The organism is Clostridium sp., from assembly GCF_051650885.1.
GTDB lineage: Bacteria > Bacillota > Clostridia > Clostridiales > Clostridiaceae > Clostridium.
In genome coordinates this window covers 23,521-40,812 of the sequence record NZ_JBOFRG010000359.1, presented here as the reverse complement: position 1 = coordinate 40,812, position 17,292 = coordinate 23,521, and the positions used below count along the sequence as shown (strand labels likewise).

Annotated in this window: 17 protein-coding genes; 1 reads left to right on the top strand and 16 read right to left on the bottom strand. The window is 28.1% G+C overall.

Annotated features, from left to right (window positions below):
• Position 1: 1 nt before the first annotated feature.
• Positions 2–1,222 (bottom strand): hypothetical protein, encoded by a 1,221-nt coding sequence (locus tag ACRC28_RS18250; protein ID WP_438544877.1) that lies wholly within the window; start codon positions 1,220–1,222, stop codon positions 2–4.
• 57 nt (positions 1,223–1,279) lie between these two features.
• On the opposite strand from ACRC28_RS18250, the gene ACRC28_RS18245 reads away from it, so the two are divergent.
• Positions 1,280–2,218, top strand: coding sequence for a hypothetical protein (locus tag ACRC28_RS18245; RefSeq protein WP_438544876.1), 939 nt, complete (start codon positions 1,280–1,282; stop codon positions 2,216–2,218).
• 197 nt (positions 2,219–2,415) lie between these two features.
• On the opposite strand, the gene ACRC28_RS18240 is transcribed toward ACRC28_RS18245, so the two are convergent.
• The 15 genes from ACRC28_RS18240 to ACRC28_RS18170 form a co-directional block, all read right to left on the bottom strand.
• Positions 2,416–2,982 carry a hypothetical protein gene (locus tag ACRC28_RS18240; RefSeq protein WP_438544875.1) on the bottom strand — a complete coding sequence of 189 codons (567 nt, stop codon included), beginning with the start codon at positions 2,980–2,982 and terminating at the stop codon, positions 2,416–2,418.
• A 156-nt stretch (positions 2,983–3,138) separates the two neighbouring features.
• A complete protein-coding gene (locus ACRC28_RS18235; protein WP_438544874.1) occupies positions 3,139–3,414 on the bottom strand; it encodes a chorion class high-cysteine HCB protein 13 in 276 nt (91 codons plus the stop codon).
• Positions 3,415–3,438: 24 nt separating this feature from the next.
• On the bottom strand, positions 3,439–3,828 hold the full coding sequence (locus ACRC28_RS18230; protein WP_438544873.1) for a hypothetical protein: 390 nt from the start codon (positions 3,826–3,828) through the stop codon (positions 3,439–3,441).
• A 155-nt stretch (positions 3,829–3,983) separates the two neighbouring features.
• The gene (locus ACRC28_RS18225) at positions 3,984–4,649 is read right to left on the bottom strand and encodes an ABC transporter ATP-binding protein (protein ID WP_438544872.1); all 666 of its coding nucleotides are present in this window, start codon (positions 4,647–4,649) and stop codon (positions 3,984–3,986) included.
• Positions 4,650–4,652: 3 nt separating this feature from the next.
• Positions 4,653–5,882: an FtsX-like permease family protein gene (locus ACRC28_RS18220; RefSeq protein WP_438544871.1), complete on the bottom strand. Its 1,230-nt coding sequence runs from the start codon at positions 5,880–5,882 to the stop codon at positions 4,653–4,655.
• Between the two features lie 4 nt (positions 5,883–5,886).
• Entirely contained in the window at positions 5,887–6,903 is a 1,017-nt protein-coding gene (locus ACRC28_RS18215; protein ID WP_438544870.1) for an ABC transporter permease, read from the bottom strand.
• A gap of 238 nt (positions 6,904–7,141) precedes the next feature.
• Positions 7,142–7,738: a ribosome biogenesis GTP-binding protein YihA/YsxC gene (yihA, locus tag ACRC28_RS18210; RefSeq protein ID WP_438544869.1), complete on the bottom strand. Its 597-nt coding sequence runs from the start codon at positions 7,736–7,738 to the stop codon at positions 7,142–7,144.
• Entirely contained in the window at positions 7,738–10,059 is a 2,322-nt protein-coding gene (lon, locus tag ACRC28_RS18205; protein WP_438544868.1) for an endopeptidase La, read from the bottom strand. Before lon ends, yihA begins: the two co-directional genes overlap by 1 nt.
• 160 nt (positions 10,060–10,219) lie before the next feature.
• Entirely contained in the window at positions 10,220–11,494 is a 1,275-nt protein-coding gene (clpX, locus tag ACRC28_RS18200; protein WP_438544867.1) for an ATP-dependent Clp protease ATP-binding subunit ClpX, read from the bottom strand.
• 28 nt (positions 11,495–11,522) lie between these two features.
• Positions 11,523–12,110 carry an ATP-dependent Clp endopeptidase proteolytic subunit ClpP gene (gene clpP, locus ACRC28_RS18195; protein ID WP_438544866.1) on the bottom strand — a complete coding sequence of 196 codons (588 nt, stop codon included), beginning with the start codon at positions 12,108–12,110 and terminating at the stop codon, positions 11,523–11,525.
• Between the two features lie 135 nt (positions 12,111–12,245).
• Positions 12,246–13,532: a trigger factor gene (gene tig, locus ACRC28_RS18190; RefSeq protein WP_438544865.1), complete on the bottom strand. Its 1,287-nt coding sequence runs from the start codon at positions 13,530–13,532 to the stop codon at positions 12,246–12,248.
• Between the two features lie 104 nt (positions 13,533–13,636).
• Positions 13,637–14,443, bottom strand: a complete 807-nt coding sequence (locus ACRC28_RS18185) for a hypothetical protein (protein ID WP_438544864.1) — start codon at positions 14,441–14,443, stop codon at positions 13,637–13,639.
• A 19-nt stretch (positions 14,444–14,462) separates the two neighbouring features.
• Positions 14,463–14,606: a hypothetical protein gene (locus tag ACRC28_RS18180; RefSeq protein ID WP_438544863.1), complete on the bottom strand. Its 144-nt coding sequence runs from the start codon at positions 14,604–14,606 to the stop codon at positions 14,463–14,465.
• 143 nt (positions 14,607–14,749) lie between these two features.
• On the bottom strand, positions 14,750–16,021 hold the full coding sequence (locus tag ACRC28_RS18175; RefSeq protein ID WP_438544862.1) for a murein hydrolase activator EnvC family protein: 1,272 nt from the start codon (positions 16,019–16,021) through the stop codon (positions 14,750–14,752).
• 22 nt (positions 16,022–16,043) lie between these two features.
• The gene (locus tag ACRC28_RS18170) at positions 16,044–17,288 is read right to left on the bottom strand and encodes a TcaA 3rd/4th domain-containing protein (RefSeq protein WP_438544861.1); all 1,245 of its coding nucleotides are present in this window, start codon (positions 17,286–17,288) and stop codon (positions 16,044–16,046) included.
• Positions 17,289–17,292 lie beyond the last annotated feature (4 nt).

Genomic DNA, 17,292 nt, shown 5'->3' with positions numbered 1-17,292 from the left:
TTTATTGCGTTGTTTTTTTTATCACTCTCTCCCATTCCATTCCATCATATTTTCCATTCATAACATTTTTAGCTTCTTCTGTTATATTTTCTACCCCTTCATTTGATATTATATTAAAAAAGAATTTATTTATCTCACTATCATTATGTATCACTTTTGCCATTTTAGCTTGCACTCCACTTAGCATACTATCTCCTTTTTTATTTCCTGTTACAATATTCTCCTTTCCCAATTCTTCTATTCCATTTGGTTGTAGCAAAAATCTAAGAAATCTATCAGTTTCATCTCTATTTTTCTTCCCTATAGCACTAGTTATTATCATATCCATCCCAATAGGTGCATTAACACTAATATTAGATATAGGCAATTTATCTACAATTACTGTTTCTATATTAGGATTAAATTTATCTGCCACTAAGGTCGTTGTTAGCATTGCTCCAATCTTTCCCTCATTAAATAATTCTATTAACTTTTCATTCCCATCAATAAAATTTTCCTCTTTGAAACTTCCCTCTTTATAAAAATAATTTAATTTTTCAAAAATTTCTTGACCATTTTTTATTGAATATATTTTATTTTTCAACGAGCTTGTTGCATGAGTTTCATTTATATCATAAATTATAGTATCATTAGCTATTAATGATGTTATTAATAATTCTTTTGTATATTCACTTTTTATATACGAATATATTTTTATTCCATTCTTATTTAATTTTATTATTGCATCTGAAATATTGTTTCTTTCAAACTCTACTCCTTTATCATCTAATACTTTTTTATTTATTATAAGTTCTAATGAAAAGGGCATAATACTGATTCCATTATACACCCCCTTTTCCCTTCCATAGCTATTAGTCATTACTGAAAACTTTTCTCTTATTTCTTTTTCTTTATAAAGATACCCAATATCACGTAAATAATTTTCATTTATAAATTCTAAAAATGAATACCCATCTAGTAAAACTATACTTTGTTCTTTATTTTCTCCAATATAGCTTTTTATATCTTCTTCGGAATCTAATCCAATTATTTCTATTTTTCTGTTTGATTCCTTTTCATATTTTCTCACCAAATTTTCTATAACCGAAATTTCTTTTACTGTATTTTTATTATAATAAATTTTAAAACCTTTTTCTTTATTTGAGTTATAATTACACCCACATAAAGAAATAATAAGTATTATTAGAATACTTATTAGCCATAAAATATTCTTTTTCTTCACTACTATTCATCTCCCTTTCCAATAACTTTTAATTTAACTTATACAGGAGGACTTTTTATGAAAAATTTAAATTTAAAATATTTTAAATCTTCTCTAATATTATTAGTATTATTTATACTTTTTACTCTTTTCTTTTTTATACCTTTCCCAAATAAATCACTTTTATGTTTTTCTTCTTTTAATAATATTTCAAGTAGCAATACTTTAAAGAAAAGTCTAATAGATTTAACTGGTGATGGTATAAAAGAAACTGTTGAAGTTATACAAAACGATACTTTTTATGATGTTAAAATAACTTCAACCTCTTCTACAACCCTTCTTAGTTCCTTAACAAGTGACAATAAATTATGTTCTAGTGAGGAAGGCTCTATCTTTAAGCTTAGATTTATAAATCTTTCTAGAGATAATAAACCTGAATTATTAATTCAAGGTGTTAAAGATGGCGTACTTACAAACTTTATTTTTTCTTATAATAAAAATTTTGAATTAATTTTAACCCATTCAAACAATATTTGTGGATTAATTGATTCAAATATGGTAAAAACGCCTCAATTAGTTTCTCTAAATTACATAAAGAAAAAGGAAAATATAAAATCTAATATGCTTGTTAACAATGAATTATTAGATATAAATTCTACAGATATTAAATTTCCAGGTATTGATAATGTAATTTCACTTATTGACTATATCAATTTAGATGCAATAATAGATAGCCACCCTGATATTTTTACAGACACTATCTCTTCTAGCGATTTATCAAACCTTTGGAAGCTAGATAAGTCATTTTACACTTATTCTTTTAAATGTGGTTTTTTCTTTGATTCTACCTTAGATGATAAAGGAAACATTTTAGAATCAACATATATTTTATCTTTTTCTAAAAAGCATAAAAAAGATGGAACTATTACACCATTTGATGTAGAAGTGAAATTAAACAAAAGCTACTATAATGACCTTAGAATTTCTGAAATGAGATTTTTTTCTCATAATAAATAGCTATTAAATTTTAAAAGCAATCGTTGAAAAATTAAATTTCAACGATTGCTTTATCATTATATCAAATAAAAAGGCCGCTTTCGCGACCTAAAAGGGGGATGGGGGGGTTAACTATATTAATTTAATAATATAGTATAAAAGATATATCTCTTTTACACTACTAGTATTACCCCTTTTCTCTTTTATATTCATCTTTTTTAAAATTCTCCAAATTCCCCTTTAAGATATAGTTGTATAACTCTATCTATAAATCGCACCCTATCTTTATTTACTATTTTTCTAATAGCTAATAACATTTCTATATTAGGATCATTTTCCATACTTTCTTTTTCTTCCTTCAACTTCTTTTCCTGCTCTATCGCTTCATAACTTTTCTCATTACTATTCCCCATTAATTTATTTATCAAGGTACTTGTGTCTAATTCACCACTTTTTTTCTCATTATTAAGATTTTCATTATTCCCATAATTTGAATTACTATTATAATTCTTATCATTTCCATAATTCATATTATTTGAATTATTATTATTCCCGTTGTTAAATCCACTATTATTCCCCATATTATTAAATGCATTACCCATATTATCCATGTTTATGCCATTTTGTCCAAGCATCTGTACCATACTCATCAATTGATTTTGATCAATATTCCCCAATAGTGAACTTAAGGTATTAAAATCTAATCCTAAAGGATTATTATTTTCCATTCCCCCATTCCCATAAACTTCATTTTCTCTATTTCTATGTTTTTTTCTACTCCCCATCTTTATCTCCTAACTACTTCTTTTTTTATATTATATGTATCTAACCTAAATAAATATTTATATTTTTTTGGAGGGCTATATAAATACAGCCCTCCAACAACTATCAATTTTTATTCAATTGATTAATTTGTTTAGATAAATTAATTATTTTACGATTTAGCAGCAGCCGTTTCCACCGAATCCACCGAATCCGCCTGATCCTCCGCATCCTAATAATAATAGTATTAATAACCAGCTATTGTTATCTCCACAATTATCATCACATCCGCCTCCGAATCCAAATCCGTTATTTCCACATAATCCTAATAAAAGAATTAACCATATAATATTATTAGATCCATATCCTGATCCAAATCCATTGTGCCCACCAGCACATGGGTTACAAGGCATTACTACTGTATTATTACATCCACATCCGCATTTTTTTGACATATCAATTTCCTCCTTAATTTTAAATTAGCATTTACAGCTATTTCCTGATCCACAACCAAATCCATTATTTCCACATAATCCTAATAAAAGAATTAACCAAATAATGTTGTTATTGTATCCAGGGTCTCTTGGCATTATATTGTGTTCTGGGTAATAAACTGTTTGTTTTACTTTTTTGAATTTTGGTTTTTCACAACAGCAGCAGCTATTGCATCCACATCCATGATTCATTTGTTGGCCACATCCACCACCAAATCCATTTCCACCAGCTAATAAAAGTAATAATATTAACCAAGTGCTGTTTCCACAGTTGTTATTACAATTGTTGTTATGGTGATGATTGTTGTTATTATTACATCCTTTATCATCACAGTCAGATCCATTAAATCCATTTAAGATATCATTAATTTCCATAAACAAATACCTCCTTATTTTTTTGTTTTTTTCTTTGTTTATACTATATACTATGACCTACCCTAATTTTTGACACTAAAATTAATCTATAAAAATAAAAAAAATAATTAAAGGTGATATCTTTGAACGTAAGACATCACCTTTAGCTTTAATACCTATTTAATTATCATCCCATCTTCTATTTCTATTATTCTACTGCAGCAATTAGCTACTTCTAAGTCATGAGTTACTATAATTATAGTTTTTCCTTCTTTATTAACTCTTTTAAATATTTCCATTATTTCTTTTCCAGTAGCCTTATCTAAAGCTCCCGTTGGCTCATCTGCAATTATAACATCAGGCTTGTTTATAAGTGCCCTTGCAATAGCTACTCTTTGGCACTGTCCCCCTGATAAATTTTTAGGTTTTTCTTTAACCTTTTCTTCTAATTTAACCTCTCTAAGACTTTCTAATACTCTTTCCTTTATCTCTTTCTTAGGAACTTTCGCATATTCTAGTGGTATCTTTATATTTTTAAATACTGATATATCATTAATAAGCCCAAAATGTTGAAAAATAAATCCAAAACTTTTATTTCTCATACTTGCTAATGCTTTCTCAGAAATTCCACTTACATTTTCTTCATTTAAAATATATTCTCCACTATCCATATTGTCAATAAGTCCTATAATATTCAAAAGTGTAGATTTTCCAGAGCCTGATTTTCCTATAATTGCTACCATCTCACCTTTTTTTATCTCTAAATCTACTCCATTTAATGCTTTCACTAAATTATTTTTTTTACCATATGTTTTATATACATTTTTAATCTTTATATCCATTAACTATTCCTCCCTAATTAAACTGCTCATAGGTGTTTCTTTTATTTTCTTTATTGGAATTATTATAATAGCTATATTTACAATGGCTATTATAATCCACATCATAATAAACCCTGTAATGCTAAACCCAGAAATAACACTCCTACTAATTATTAAAGGTACACTCATTATCCCTGCTAAAATAGTTATATATAAAACTTCTATTATTACAATATTTATAATCCTGCCTTTAGTTGCACCTAATGCAAAGTATATCCCAAACTCTTTTTTTCTATCATTAATTGAATTAATAATACTTAACACTAAGCTTCCCACTCCAATTAAAAATGTTAATAACAATATTGCTATATTGAAAAATTGTAATTCAATAAATAATTCTTTAAAGCTCTCCACAGCCTCTGTTATATTAGTAAACTGCACTTGAAATAAATCAAGTTCTCTAGCTTTTTCTTTTATTTTTATTTTATCTTCTGCACTTAAATCTGTTATATACGATTCTGAAATAAGTTTATAAAGGTATATATTTCCTAGACGATCAAACGTATTATCTTCAATTAAAAATTCTGGTACGATTGCTACATTATCATAGCTTATCATTGAATAATTCCCTATAGGTGTCTCTACAAACTCCTGTCCCTTTTTCAAAAAACCTATAACTTCAGCATTTCTCCATTTCTCATCTATATATACTTCAAACTCTGCACCAATCTCAGTTATTTTCTTAAAGTCACTGCCCAAAATTATGGGAACCTTTTCTTTATCATAATTTTTTTCATATTCATCAGTATTAAAAGTTCTTCCCTCACCTACTTCTATCTCAAACTCTTTCATATACTTTTCATTAACCATTAATCTAGTTAGCATATTTTCTATATTTGCACCATTTTCAACTTCTACACTGTTATCTAACTTTATATTTTTAACTAACATATTATTATTAGAAAACCCAAGCATATTAAAATTATCTTTTAAATAATGATAAAACTCATTATAATCTTTTATATCCTCTTTAGTAGATGTATTATTCATCCAATCTTCTACACTACTTATCTTATAAAGTTCTGAACTTCCTAAAGCTTTTTTTAAACCCGTAGTGGTCTTTCCATATTCTAAAAAGCTTCCAACTCCTACATATATAAGAAAAAATATAATAGTAAATTGAATTATAGCAATTATACTAAATAGTGGATGTTTTTTAAATCTATCAATAATAATCCAAGCAGTATTTCTCATCCCTTTATCTCCCTTTTAAAAGTTCACATATTTTATATTTACGAGTTTTTGTAAAGGATATAATAGAAACTATTCCACCTAAAAACACTATAATCAAATATGCAAACATAATACTAACAATTCCTATACTTTCTCCCATAAAAGGACTTAATGCACTTATTTTACTTAACACAAAATAAACAATCAATGCAGCCAAAAAGCCTACCGTAGCCAAGCTTATGTATTCTTCAAAAATACACTTAAATATACTCCAGCTATTCCCACCATAGCTTCTTCTAACTCCAATTTCCTTTAGCTTATACTTTGCGTAATATGATGTTATGTTTATTATATTCAAGAAAAACAACATACACATAAAACCAAATGAAGCCATCCCGGCTTTAGAATCTCCCATAACTTTAAAAAATAAATTTTTGCTCTCAACATTTTCATAAACACTTATATCTTTAAATTCATTTTTCATTGCATTTATCACATCTACACTACTACTATTTACATACATTTCAACTTCTTCATTATCTAAAGTATCCATATATCCATTCAGATTTATATAAAATGTATTATCATAAACACTAGATTTATTCTCTTTTCCTAACACGCCAATCACTTCAAATTTTTGTCCATTCACATTTATATATTTTTCATCAATAATATGTTTTTTCATATCCTTTCCAATTACAATATATTTATTATTCCCATTTTGAAAATCTTTTTTTTCTAAAAATCTTCCCTCACTAATTTTTATTTTCCCTCTTAACTCATTAAAATATATAGCCTGTCCATAGCTCACATCTACCCCAATATGCTCTATCGATACAGAAACATTTTTATCTTTAGAAAATAACTCTACACATTTTTCACCATTTATTAAATCACTATTTATTCCTATTGATGTAACTTCACCTCTATACATAGGATTTAATGACATAAAGTTATTATATGCATTGCTTAAACTTCCTATTGCTAAGAATATAGTAATAGCAATCCCTAAAAATACTCCTATTAAATACTTTTTACTCATAATCCCCTCCCATTTTTAAATAGATACTGCTCCATATCCAATGTCTCTCTTACCCTTTATAACAATATCTCTTTTATTTTAAATACTTTTAATTAATCAACCTTTACAATATAATTTATATAAATTCCCCCCCCATCACATTATATCATTTTTTTCCATTTAATCCATTTTTTTCTTTGAGTGATTCAAAATAAGCACAGTAATTTTTACTGTGCTTGTTTTTATCAAAATTTCTTTTTTAATCTAAATCTGTAGCAAACTCTAAGAATAAGTTATCTATAAGCTCATCTTTTCCTTTTTTATTTAGAGATGAGAAGAAGTGTAACTTTTCTTCTTTTTCTAATTTTAGAGTCTGTCTTATTAACTTTTCGCTTTTTCTTAAATCATTGTTTGAAAGCTTATCACTTTTAGTTGCAACAACTACAACATCATATCCATAATGCTTTATCCATTCATACATCATTATGTCATCACCAGTTGGCTTATGTCTTGAATCAACTAAAAGAACAACTCTCTTTAGTTCTTCTCTTCCAGCTAAGTAATCTTCTATTGTTTTACCCCAGCTTTCCTTTTCTACCTTTGATACTTTTGCGTATCCATATCCAGGTAAATCCACTAAATAAAAATCATTATTTATTAAGAAGAAGTTGATTAATTTTGTTTTCCCTGGTGTTTGACTTACTTTAGCTAACTTTTTTCTATTTGTAAGTGCATTTATTATAGAACTTTTTCCAACATTTGATCTTCCTACAAATGCAATTTCCACTCTTTCATCAATTGGATATTGTGGTTTTCTAACTGCTGATATTATAAATTCAGACTGCTTTATTCTCATTATTTTTTCACTCCAATTACTGCATTTTCAACTACCGTACTAACATGGCTTGCAGTTATTATTTTTAATGTTTCTTTAATACTCTCTGGTATCTTTTCTATATCTTTCTCATTTTCTTTAGGAATTATAATAGTATCTATTCCAAATCTTGAAGCTGCTAAAGCTTTTTCTTTAAGCCCACCTATAGGAAGAACTCTTCCTGTTAAAGTTACTTCTCCAGTCATAGCAATATTATGCTTTACTTGTTTTCCTGTAAGTGCTGATACCATTGCCGTAACCATGGTAACACCTGCTGATGGTCCATCTTTTGGCACTGCCCCCTCTGGTGCATGGATATGAATATCTTTTTTCTTATAAAAATCTTTTTCTATTCCATACTTCTCTGCGTTTGCACGAACAAAAGTAAATGCTGCTTTTGCAGACTCCTGCATAACTTCTCCAAGCTTTCCTGTTAGCTCTAGCTTACCTGTCCCATCCATCACTACTGCTTCAACAGGTAATGTATCTCCACCATAAGCTGTCCACGCCATTCCTGTAACTACACCTATTTTATCTTCTATATCCATTTCATCAATTGAATAAATCTTTTTACCAAGCAATTCAATAACTTTCTTTTCATTTACAGTCATAGATTTTTTATCTTTTTTTATCATTTCTGTTAATGCTTTTCTAACTAAAGAACCTAAACTTCTATTTAATCCTCTAACTCCAGACTCTCTAGTATAGCCCTCTATAATCATTTTTAAAGCTCCATCAGAAACTTTAATACTCTTACTTCCTAAGTTATGTTCCTTTAATTGCTTAGGTAATAAATACTTTTTAGCAATATTGAATTTTTCTTCGTAAGTGTAACCTGATACTTCTAAGATTTCCATTCTATCTAAAAGAGGTCTTGGGATAGTATCTAAACTATTAGCTGTTGCTATAAATAAAGTTTTAGATAAATCAATTGGAAGTTCCATATAATTATCTCTAAATGTATTATTTTGTTCTGAATCTAGAACTTCTAACAATGCATCTGATGGTTCTCCCTTATAGCTAGAACTTATTTTATCTATTTCATCTAATAATAAAACTGGATTCATACTATCTGCTGTTTTAAGTGCATTTACTATTCTTCCTGGCATAGCCCCTACATAAGTTTTTCTATGTCCCCTGATTTCTGATTCATCTCTCATTCCACCTAAAGCAATCCTTGAATATTTTCTATTCATTGATTCTGCAATAGATTTTACTATTGATGTTTTACCAACTCCAGGTGGTCCTACTAAACAAAGAATTGGACCTTTCATATCACCACTTATTTTCTTTACAGCTAAAAATTCTATTATTCTTTCTTTTACATCATCTAAACCAAAGTGGTCTCTATTTATAATTTCTTCTGCTTTTTTTAAATCTACAACTTCATCAGTATTCTTTTCCCATGGAATATCTAATATCCATTCAATATAAGTTCTTATTACATTTGCTTCTGAACTACTTGAACCTGCTGATTTTAATCTATTGATTTCATATAAAAGCTTTTCTTCTACTTCTTTTGGCAATTCTCTATTTTCTATAGCTTCTTCAAACTTTTCAACTTCTGATTCTTCTTCATCACCAAGTTCTTCTTGAATTGCTTTAATTTGCTCTCTTAAAAAGTATTCTTTTTGACTCGCATCAATTTTCGCTTTTACAGCACTAGTTATCTTTCTTTGAACCTTCAGTATATTTATCTCTTCTTCTAATATAACCAATAGCTTTTTCATTTTTTTCTTTGTATCAGTTTCTTCAAGCATACTTACTCTTTCTGCTTCTTTTGCTATAGCTATTCCTGACACTACATCTATTAATCTACTTAAATCTTCTTCTAGTTCAATTCCTTTTACAAGCTCAGGAGAAGTATCTCCTATAAGTTTCATATATGAAATAAAAGATTTTTTTATACTTCTTAAACCTGCTTCTAATAGTTTCTTATCTTCTTCTTTTACTTCTGCGTCTTTAATTCTCTCTATCTCTACTTCTAAGTATTCTTTCTTATTTTTAAACTTTACTATCTTACCTTTTTCTATACCTTCTACTAAAACTTTTGAAGTTCCATTTGGTAACTTCACTATTTGTTTTATATTAGCTATAGTTCCTACTTTACTTACTTCACTTTTTTTAGGTTCTTCAACCTCTGCATCCTTTTGTGGTGCTAAAAATATTTCTCCATTATTTTTCATTGCTAATTCTAAAGCACCTTTTGACTTCTCTCTACCTACTTCAAAGTGAATAATCATATTAGGAAAGATTGTTAACCCTCTAAGAGGAATTAAAGGAAGTACAATATTTTTCTCCATCTTACTCTTCCTCCAAACTTTTATATTATACTTATTTAGTATAACATAAGTCTATTATTTTTCAATAATTCCCCTTTTAATCTCTATTTTCTTATTTGAAATCCTAAATTTAAAACCCATCCTTGATTTCAAGGATGGGTTTTTATCAAATAACAATTTATTATTCTTCTATTTTAGCTTCTTCTAAAAGATTTTTTTTATCTTCATCTCTTATTAATTCTGGATCTTCCTTAGATGTTATACATTCTTTCTTAATTATAACTTCTTTAACAGCTTCATCAGATGGTACTGTAAACATTATGTCCATCATAACTTCTTCTATTATAGCTCTAAGTCCTCTTGCTCCAGTTTTTCTCTTAATTGCTTCTTTAGCAATTGCTTCTAATGCTTCATCATTGAAAACTAAATTAACGTTATCTAATTCAAATAACTTTTTATACTGTTTTACAAGTGCATTCTTAGGCTCAGATAAAATTTTAACTAATGCATTTTCATCTAAGTTTTCTAAAGTTACTATTATAGGTAATCTACCAACAAACTCTGGAATTAATCCAAATTTTAATAAATCACCAGGCATTATATCTTTTAATAAAACACCTAAGTCTTTTTCTACTTTAGATTGGATATTTGCTCCAAATCCTATTCCACTCTTTTCAGTTCTTTTTTCAATAATTTTATCAATTCCATCAAAAGCTCCACCACAAATAAATAAGATATTTGTAGTATTTATTTGTAATAACTCTTGATGTGGATGTTTTCTTCCACCTTGTGGTGGAACTGAAGCTACTGTTCCTTCAAGAATTTTAAGTAATGCTTGTTGAACTCCTTCTCCTGAAACATCTCTTGTTATTGATGGATTTTCTGATTTTCTTGTTATCTTATCAATCTCATCTATATATATTATTCCTTTTTCAGCTTTTTCAATATCATAATCAGCATTTTGTATAAGCTTTAAAAGAATATTTTCAACATCTTCTCCAACATATCCTGCTTCAGTTAATGTTGTTGCATCTGCCATAGCAAATGGTACATTAAGAACTTTTGCTAATGTTTGAGCTAATAATGTTTTACCTGAACCTGTAGGCCCTAATAATAAAACGTTACTCTTTTGTAATTCTACATCACCTGTAGTTTTACCTTTAGCATTTATTCTTTTATAGTGATTATATACTGCTACAGATAAAGATTTTTTAGCATTATCTTGACCTACTACATAATCATCTAAATGGTTTTTTATTTCTGCCGGTTTTGGTAATTTATCTAAAACAACGTCTTCTTTTTTCTCTACTATTTCTTCTTCTATGATTTCAGAACATAATTCAATACATTCATCACATATATATACTCCCGGCCCTGCAATAAGTCTTTTTACTTGATCTTGACTTTTACCACAGAAAGAACACTTTAGTTGCTTTTTATCTTCATACTTCGCCATAAACTCACCTCACTAAAGTAGACTATTCTTAAATTTCGTTTTTCTGAATTACTTTATCAATTAATCCATATTCCATTGCTTCATCAGCTTCTAAGAAATAATCTCTTTCAACATCAACATTTATTTTTTCTAAAGGTTGCCCTGTATTTTCACTTAAAATTTTATTTAATTTTTCTTTTATTCTAATGATTCTTCTAGCATGTATATCTATATCTGTTGCTTGCCCTTGGAATCCTCCTAAAGGTTGGTGAATCATAATTTCTGCATTTGGAAGAGCAAATCTCTTTCCTTTTTGCCCTGATGTTAATAAGAATGCTCCCATTGAAGCAGCCATTCCTATACATATAGTGCATACATCTGGCTTAATATAATTCATAGTGTCATATATAGCCATTCCTGATGTAATAGATCCTCCTGGACTGTTTATATAAATGTATATATCCTTGTCTGGATCTTCACTTTCTAAGAATAAAAGCTGTGCTACAACTAAATTTGAAGTCACATCATTTATTTCTCCATTTATCATTATTATTCTATCTTTTAATAATCTTGAAAAGATATCATAACTTCTTTCGCCTCTATTTGTTTGTTCTACAACCATTGGTACTAAACTCATACTTTTCCCCTCCTTAAAATGTAACATTTATTAGTATTAACATAATTTCTTTTTATTAATCTATAGTTTATTATTAATTTTATTTTAAATAATTGCCAGAAAAATCTCTTCTCTGGCAATCACTATCGTTACATATTATTTACAGTTGTTTTCTAATAATTCTATTACTTTTACAACTATCATTTCTTTTTCAATCATTTGTCTTTGAGTTGCAGCTAACATTTTTGACATTTCTTCTGCTTTATCTTCTGAAGTGTACATTTTTGCTAATTCTAATGCTTTAGCATTTACATCTTCATCAGTAATTTTCATGTCTTCTGCTTTAGCAATTGCTTCAATTACTAACTCACCTTTAACTTTTTTCTCAGCGTTCTCTTTCATGTATGCTCTCATTTTAGCTACATCATTTCCAGTGAACTCCATGTATTGCTCAAGGCTTAATCCTTGATATTGTAATCTATTTTCTAAATCTTTTACCATAGCATCGATTTCTTTTTCTATCATTGCATCTGGTATTTCCATTTTAGAATTTTCTATTACAGCACTTACTAATGCATCTTCAAATTCTCTTTTAGCTTTTTCTTCATTAGCTTTAACTAATTTTTCTCTCATATCATTCTTTAATGCTTCTAATGTATCAAATTCTGATATTTCTCCTGCTAATTCGTCATCTAATGCTGGTAATTCTTTAACTTTTATTTCTTTTACAGTTACTTCGAATTTAGCTTCTTTTCCGTTTAAGTCTTCTTTTCCATAATTTTCAGGGAAAGTTACTACTACGTCTTTGCTTTCTCCAGCTTTCATTCCAACTAATTGCTCTTCAAAGTTTCCTATGAATGATCCTGAACCAATTTCTAATGGATAGTCGTGTCCTTCTCCACCATCAAAAGCAGTATCTCCTATAAATCCTTTGAAATCTATAACAGCTGTGTCTCCATTTTCAACAGTTCCTTCTTCTTTAACTGAAACTCTTGCATTTTTTTCTTGCATAGCTTTTATTTGATTGTCAATTTCTTCTTCTGCTACTTCATATACAGGCTTTTTAACATCTAACCCTTTGTATTCTCCTAATTCAATCTCAGGATATACAGTTACTGTTGCTGTATAAACTAATTCTTTACCTTCTCCAACTTCTAAAACATCAATTGATGGGAAGTCTACAGGTCTTATGTTGTTTTCATCTAATACTTTTGGATATGTTTCATTTATTACTGTATTTACAGCATCATCAAAAAGAACTTCTAATCCATAAAACTTCTTGATCATCGCCATAGATACTTTACCTTTTCTGAATCCTGGGATATTAAATTTATTTTTATTTTTGTTGAATGCTTTATTTAAAGCAGCAGTAAACTTTTCTGCCTCTACTCTCACTTCAAATTTTACAACGTTAGCTTCTATTTTTTCCATTTTAGCTTCCATTTTTTATTCCTCCTAAAATAGTTCTTATTCATTTATTTAACTAGGCTATTATAACATAGTTTAATGCCTATTATCAAACCTTTATTGTTACATACTTCCTAATTTTACTCTTTAGAAAGGTTTCCCTTATTATCTAAATTATATTCGTCATTTCCAATTTTAACTTTCAGTTTCCCACCTACCCCTGAATCTCCTATTAATTCTGTTTCAGGTGATGCACTTTTATATATAGGTTTATAAGTGTTATTCACTATATCATAAATCCATATATATTTATTTTTAGCAGATGCACCAAAGTAAGGTAAGTTACTAATATATGCTATGGTATTTTCATCTATAAACTTTGGTGTGGCTTCCCATAGGTAATCTACTCCGCGTCCTTTTTCTTTTGCAAGCATAGCATCCTTAGGATATTTTGTTCCTTTACTTGAAACATATTCTTGTTTAGTTATATTTTTAGTATCTCCAGTTACATTTAATAGAAACATATTTTGATTCTTATCTAAAACAACCATTTCTTTTTTATCGCTAGATATACTACTATAATATCCTTTTTCTTCTATACTACTAAAAGTTACATTTCCATTTTCATCAAGTACTTTTACCTTAATAGTCTCATTGTCTAAAAGTTTATATTCTTTCACTATAGCTTTTGACACAACTTCTGGTGTTTCATCTTTTACTGGTGGTTTTGTAACTTCATCTTTCTTTTCTTCGCTAGGAGCATTTTCATTATTCACCCACGCTTGAAGACTGTTTATAATTTGGTTAAAATCCATATCTTTTAGTTTGAATTGATAAAACAAACCTAATGAAACAGCTATTAATACAACAATTATTAATGTAATTCTTAGTCTTCTTCGTTTCATTTTCTTTTCGTAATTTTTACTAAATATGCTTGGTTTAGCCAAATCCCATACCTCCTATTTTCTATTTCCCTTTTTTACATTTACATGCACATGTTTTTATACCTAACATTTCTTTTTCTTTATCTGTTAGCTTAGCTTCATTTTCAGTATAAGCTTCATACTCTTCTGAATCTTTTAAGTAAGTTTTTTTATCTAATCTTATCATAATATTGCTCCTTTATTATGTTAAACTTTATTTTACCATATATGTAAGTTTTTTTAAATATATTCATTATATATTCTCTAAAAATAAAAGTAACATACAACTAGATTAAATTTCAAGTATAATCTAGCCATATGTTATAATTGTTAACTTATATAATTCATAGGATTTGTATGTCTTCCATTTACTCTTACTTCAAAATGTAAATGTGGTCCTGTACTTTGACCTGTACTACCTACTTTTGCAACTGCTTGTCCTCTACTTACTTTTTGCCCACTAGATACAAGATTTTGACTTGCATGAGCATATAATGTTTGAACTCCGCCTCCATGATCGATTACTACAGTATTTCCATATCCACTCATTACTCCTGAAAATACAACAGTTCCACTATTTGCTGCAACTGTTGTTGCTCCATATGGTGCTGCAAAGTCTGTCCCTGTATGGAATCCATTTTTATCTCCCGTCACGGGATGAACTCTTGGTCCATATTGACTTGATATTCCAAAACTGCTTGGTCTTACAAATCCACTTGCTGACGGTGCTGTTCCTCCTTGATTTCCAATTTGGTCAAACACACCATCTATTTCTTTTTGTAATTCTTTATTAAAGTCAATTAAATCTCCAATTTCTTTTTCGATTCTTTCTTCTCTATTTTCCATATTATTTATAATATTTCTTTTTTCATTTTCTATAGCTTCTAAACCTTCTACTTCTGCTTTCCATTTATTTCTCTCTACTTCAGCTTCTGCTTTTAGTTTTTCTTGCTCTCTCTTGCTAACTTCAACTACTTTTTTATCGCCTTCAATTCTAGTTTTACTTTCTTCTAAAGTCTTTTTTTCTTTATCTAGCTCTTCTGTTAAAGCTTTTATTTCTGTTATAAGCTCTTGGTCTGTTTTTATAACTTTATTTATGTTAAATATTGTTGATATTAAGTCCCCAATTGATTCACTTGAAAAAATCATATGTAAAAACTGAGCATTCATATCCATTTTATAGTAACTGCTTAATCTTCCACCTAATATTTCTTCTCTAATCTTTTTTTCTTCTTCATTTTTCTTTATTTCATTTTCTGTATTTATTATTTCATTTTCAGTTTCTTTGATTTTATTTTCCAAAGTACTTATTTCATTATCTATTTTATTTATTTTTTCTGTATATCCATCAACTATTTTTTGATGCTTATCTAAACTTTCTGTCTTAACCTGGACTTCCTTCATTATTTCTGAAAGTCTTCCCATTTCATCTTTCTTTTTATTCTCTAATTTCTTTTTTTCTTCTTCTAAGTCATCTATCTTATCTTTATTTTGATTTATTTGATTTTGCGATTTTGTAGTTGCATATGCTACTATATCTCCTGCTAAAGGTACTGCCATCACTGCTATTAATATCATTGTACAAAGTTTCTTTTTATTCATATATCCCCCTTGATATCTGTAACTATAGAGAAAAATTCTCTATATCACTTACTATCCATTTTCCTTTTTTGTATATAACTTTCGTGAAAAACTTTTTATTTTCTTCTGAAGTTTGAATTCCTAATATTCCAAAGATATCTTTACTAATTGTATAGTTTACGTCACAAACTACACTTCCACTATATACTCCATCTTTATATTTAAATTCACTTTTTTCTTTATCTATCTTTATCTCTTTTAACTCATACTTATTTTTTAAAAATAGATAATTTTTTTCTAAAACATTATATATTTTTGTTTTAGCCTCTGGTGTTGCTTCTTTTATTTCTTCCTTATTTTCATTTGTTAATGCTAAAAATACACTTTTATAAAAACTATCTACCCCTGTCTCAACATTACTCCATAATTCATCATTTTCCATATCTAAGGCTACTTTTACTTGAACATTATTTTTAACAGTTACTTTAGGTCCTTCAATTTTCCCCCACGGAAATTCTTTTTCTATGCTTATAGCCACACTTCCATCCATAGGCATAGGTCCTATTTCTTTAAATTCTTCTACTGTTTTTCCTGATGAAACTCCATTTACTAAAACAGTAGCATCCTTATATTCAGACTTTACTGTAATATTATCACCTTTTAATTCTAAATTTAAATTAGTATTATCTAAAATAGATATTTCTCCTGTTTCCTTTATTACACCATAATTAGTATCAACTTTTGCTACTAAATCATATTCCCCTGGAAGTATTCCTGAAATAACTTTTCCTTCTTCTATATTTCTATCATTTAATGTTATATTTGTATTCTTCAAATTCGACGTTATCTTTATATCAAAAGTCTTTAAATCAATGTAGTAATTTTCACCTAAAAACACTTTTTCTTTTTTTACATCCATTACTTTTGATTTACCATTAGAAACTAAATTAACAAAATCACTCACATCAGCACTTCTTTCTAAAAAATACTGATTAAGTGGTTCTAGTTCTTTCTTACTAACCTTTTCACCATTTACTTTTATGATATTAGTTAATTTATTTACATTTCCTGTTTCTAAGCCACTTTTTAATTTTTCAACAACTTCTTCTCTGTTATTTGTAGGTGTTCCAATGAAATAACCTATAAAAAGGAAACCAACTATAAGGCAACAAACCACTTTCTTTTTGTGATTTCCCCATATAATCGATATATTTTCTTTATTAACTTTACTTAATAACCCCTTTATTTTTTCTTTTATATTTTTATCAGAATCTGTATTTTTCTTCATTTTA

What these genes read in the sequence shown, in the direction of transcription:
- yihA (WP_438544869.1), bottom strand. Translation starts at nt 7,738, where the DNA reads ATGAGAATAAAGCAGTCTGAATTTATAATATCAGCAGTTAGAAAACCA.
- ACRC28_RS18230 (WP_438544873.1), bottom strand. Translation starts at nt 3,828, where the DNA reads ATGGAAATTAATGATATCTTAAATGGATTTAATGGATCTGACTGTGAT.
- ACRC28_RS18180 (WP_438544863.1), bottom strand. Translation starts at nt 14,606, where the DNA reads ATGATAAGATTAGATAAAAAAACTTACTTAAAAGATTCAGAAGAGTAT.
- ACRC28_RS18170 (WP_438544861.1), bottom strand. Translation starts at nt 17,288, where the DNA reads ATGAAGAAAAATACAGATTCTGATAAAAATATAAAAGAAAAAATAAAG.
- lon (WP_438544868.1), bottom strand. Translation starts at nt 10,059, where the DNA reads ATGGAGAAAAATATTGTACTTCCTTTAATTCCTCTTAGAGGGTTAACA.
- ACRC28_RS18175 (WP_438544862.1), bottom strand. Translation starts at nt 16,021, where the DNA reads ATGAATAAAAAGAAACTTTGTACAATGATATTAATAGCAGTGATGGCA.
- tig (WP_438544865.1), bottom strand. Translation starts at nt 13,532, where the DNA reads ATGGAAGCTAAAATGGAAAAAATAGAAGCTAACGTTGTAAAATTTGAA.
- ACRC28_RS18225 (WP_438544872.1), bottom strand. Translation starts at nt 4,649, where the DNA reads ATGGATATAAAGATTAAAAATGTATATAAAACATATGGTAAAAAAAAT.
- ACRC28_RS18240 (WP_438544875.1), bottom strand. Translation starts at nt 2,982, where the DNA reads ATGGGGAGTAGAAAAAAACATAGAAATAGAGAAAATGAAGTTTATGGG.
- ACRC28_RS18235 (WP_438544874.1), bottom strand. Translation starts at nt 3,414, where the DNA reads ATGTCAAAAAAATGCGGATGTGGATGTAATAATACAGTAGTAATGCCT.
- clpP (WP_438544866.1), bottom strand. Translation starts at nt 12,110, where the DNA reads ATGAGTTTAGTACCAATGGTTGTAGAACAAACAAATAGAGGCGAAAGA.
- ACRC28_RS18245 (WP_438544876.1), top strand. Translation starts at nt 1,280, where the DNA reads ATGAAAAATTTAAATTTAAAATATTTTAAATCTTCTCTAATATTATTA.
- clpX (WP_438544867.1), bottom strand. Translation starts at nt 11,494, where the DNA reads ATGGCGAAGTATGAAGATAAAAAGCAACTAAAGTGTTCTTTCTGTGGT.
- ACRC28_RS18215 (WP_438544870.1), bottom strand. Translation starts at nt 6,903, where the DNA reads ATGAGTAAAAAGTATTTAATAGGAGTATTTTTAGGGATTGCTATTACT.
- ACRC28_RS18220 (WP_438544871.1), bottom strand. Translation starts at nt 5,882, where the DNA reads ATGAGAAATACTGCTTGGATTATTATTGATAGATTTAAAAAACATCCA.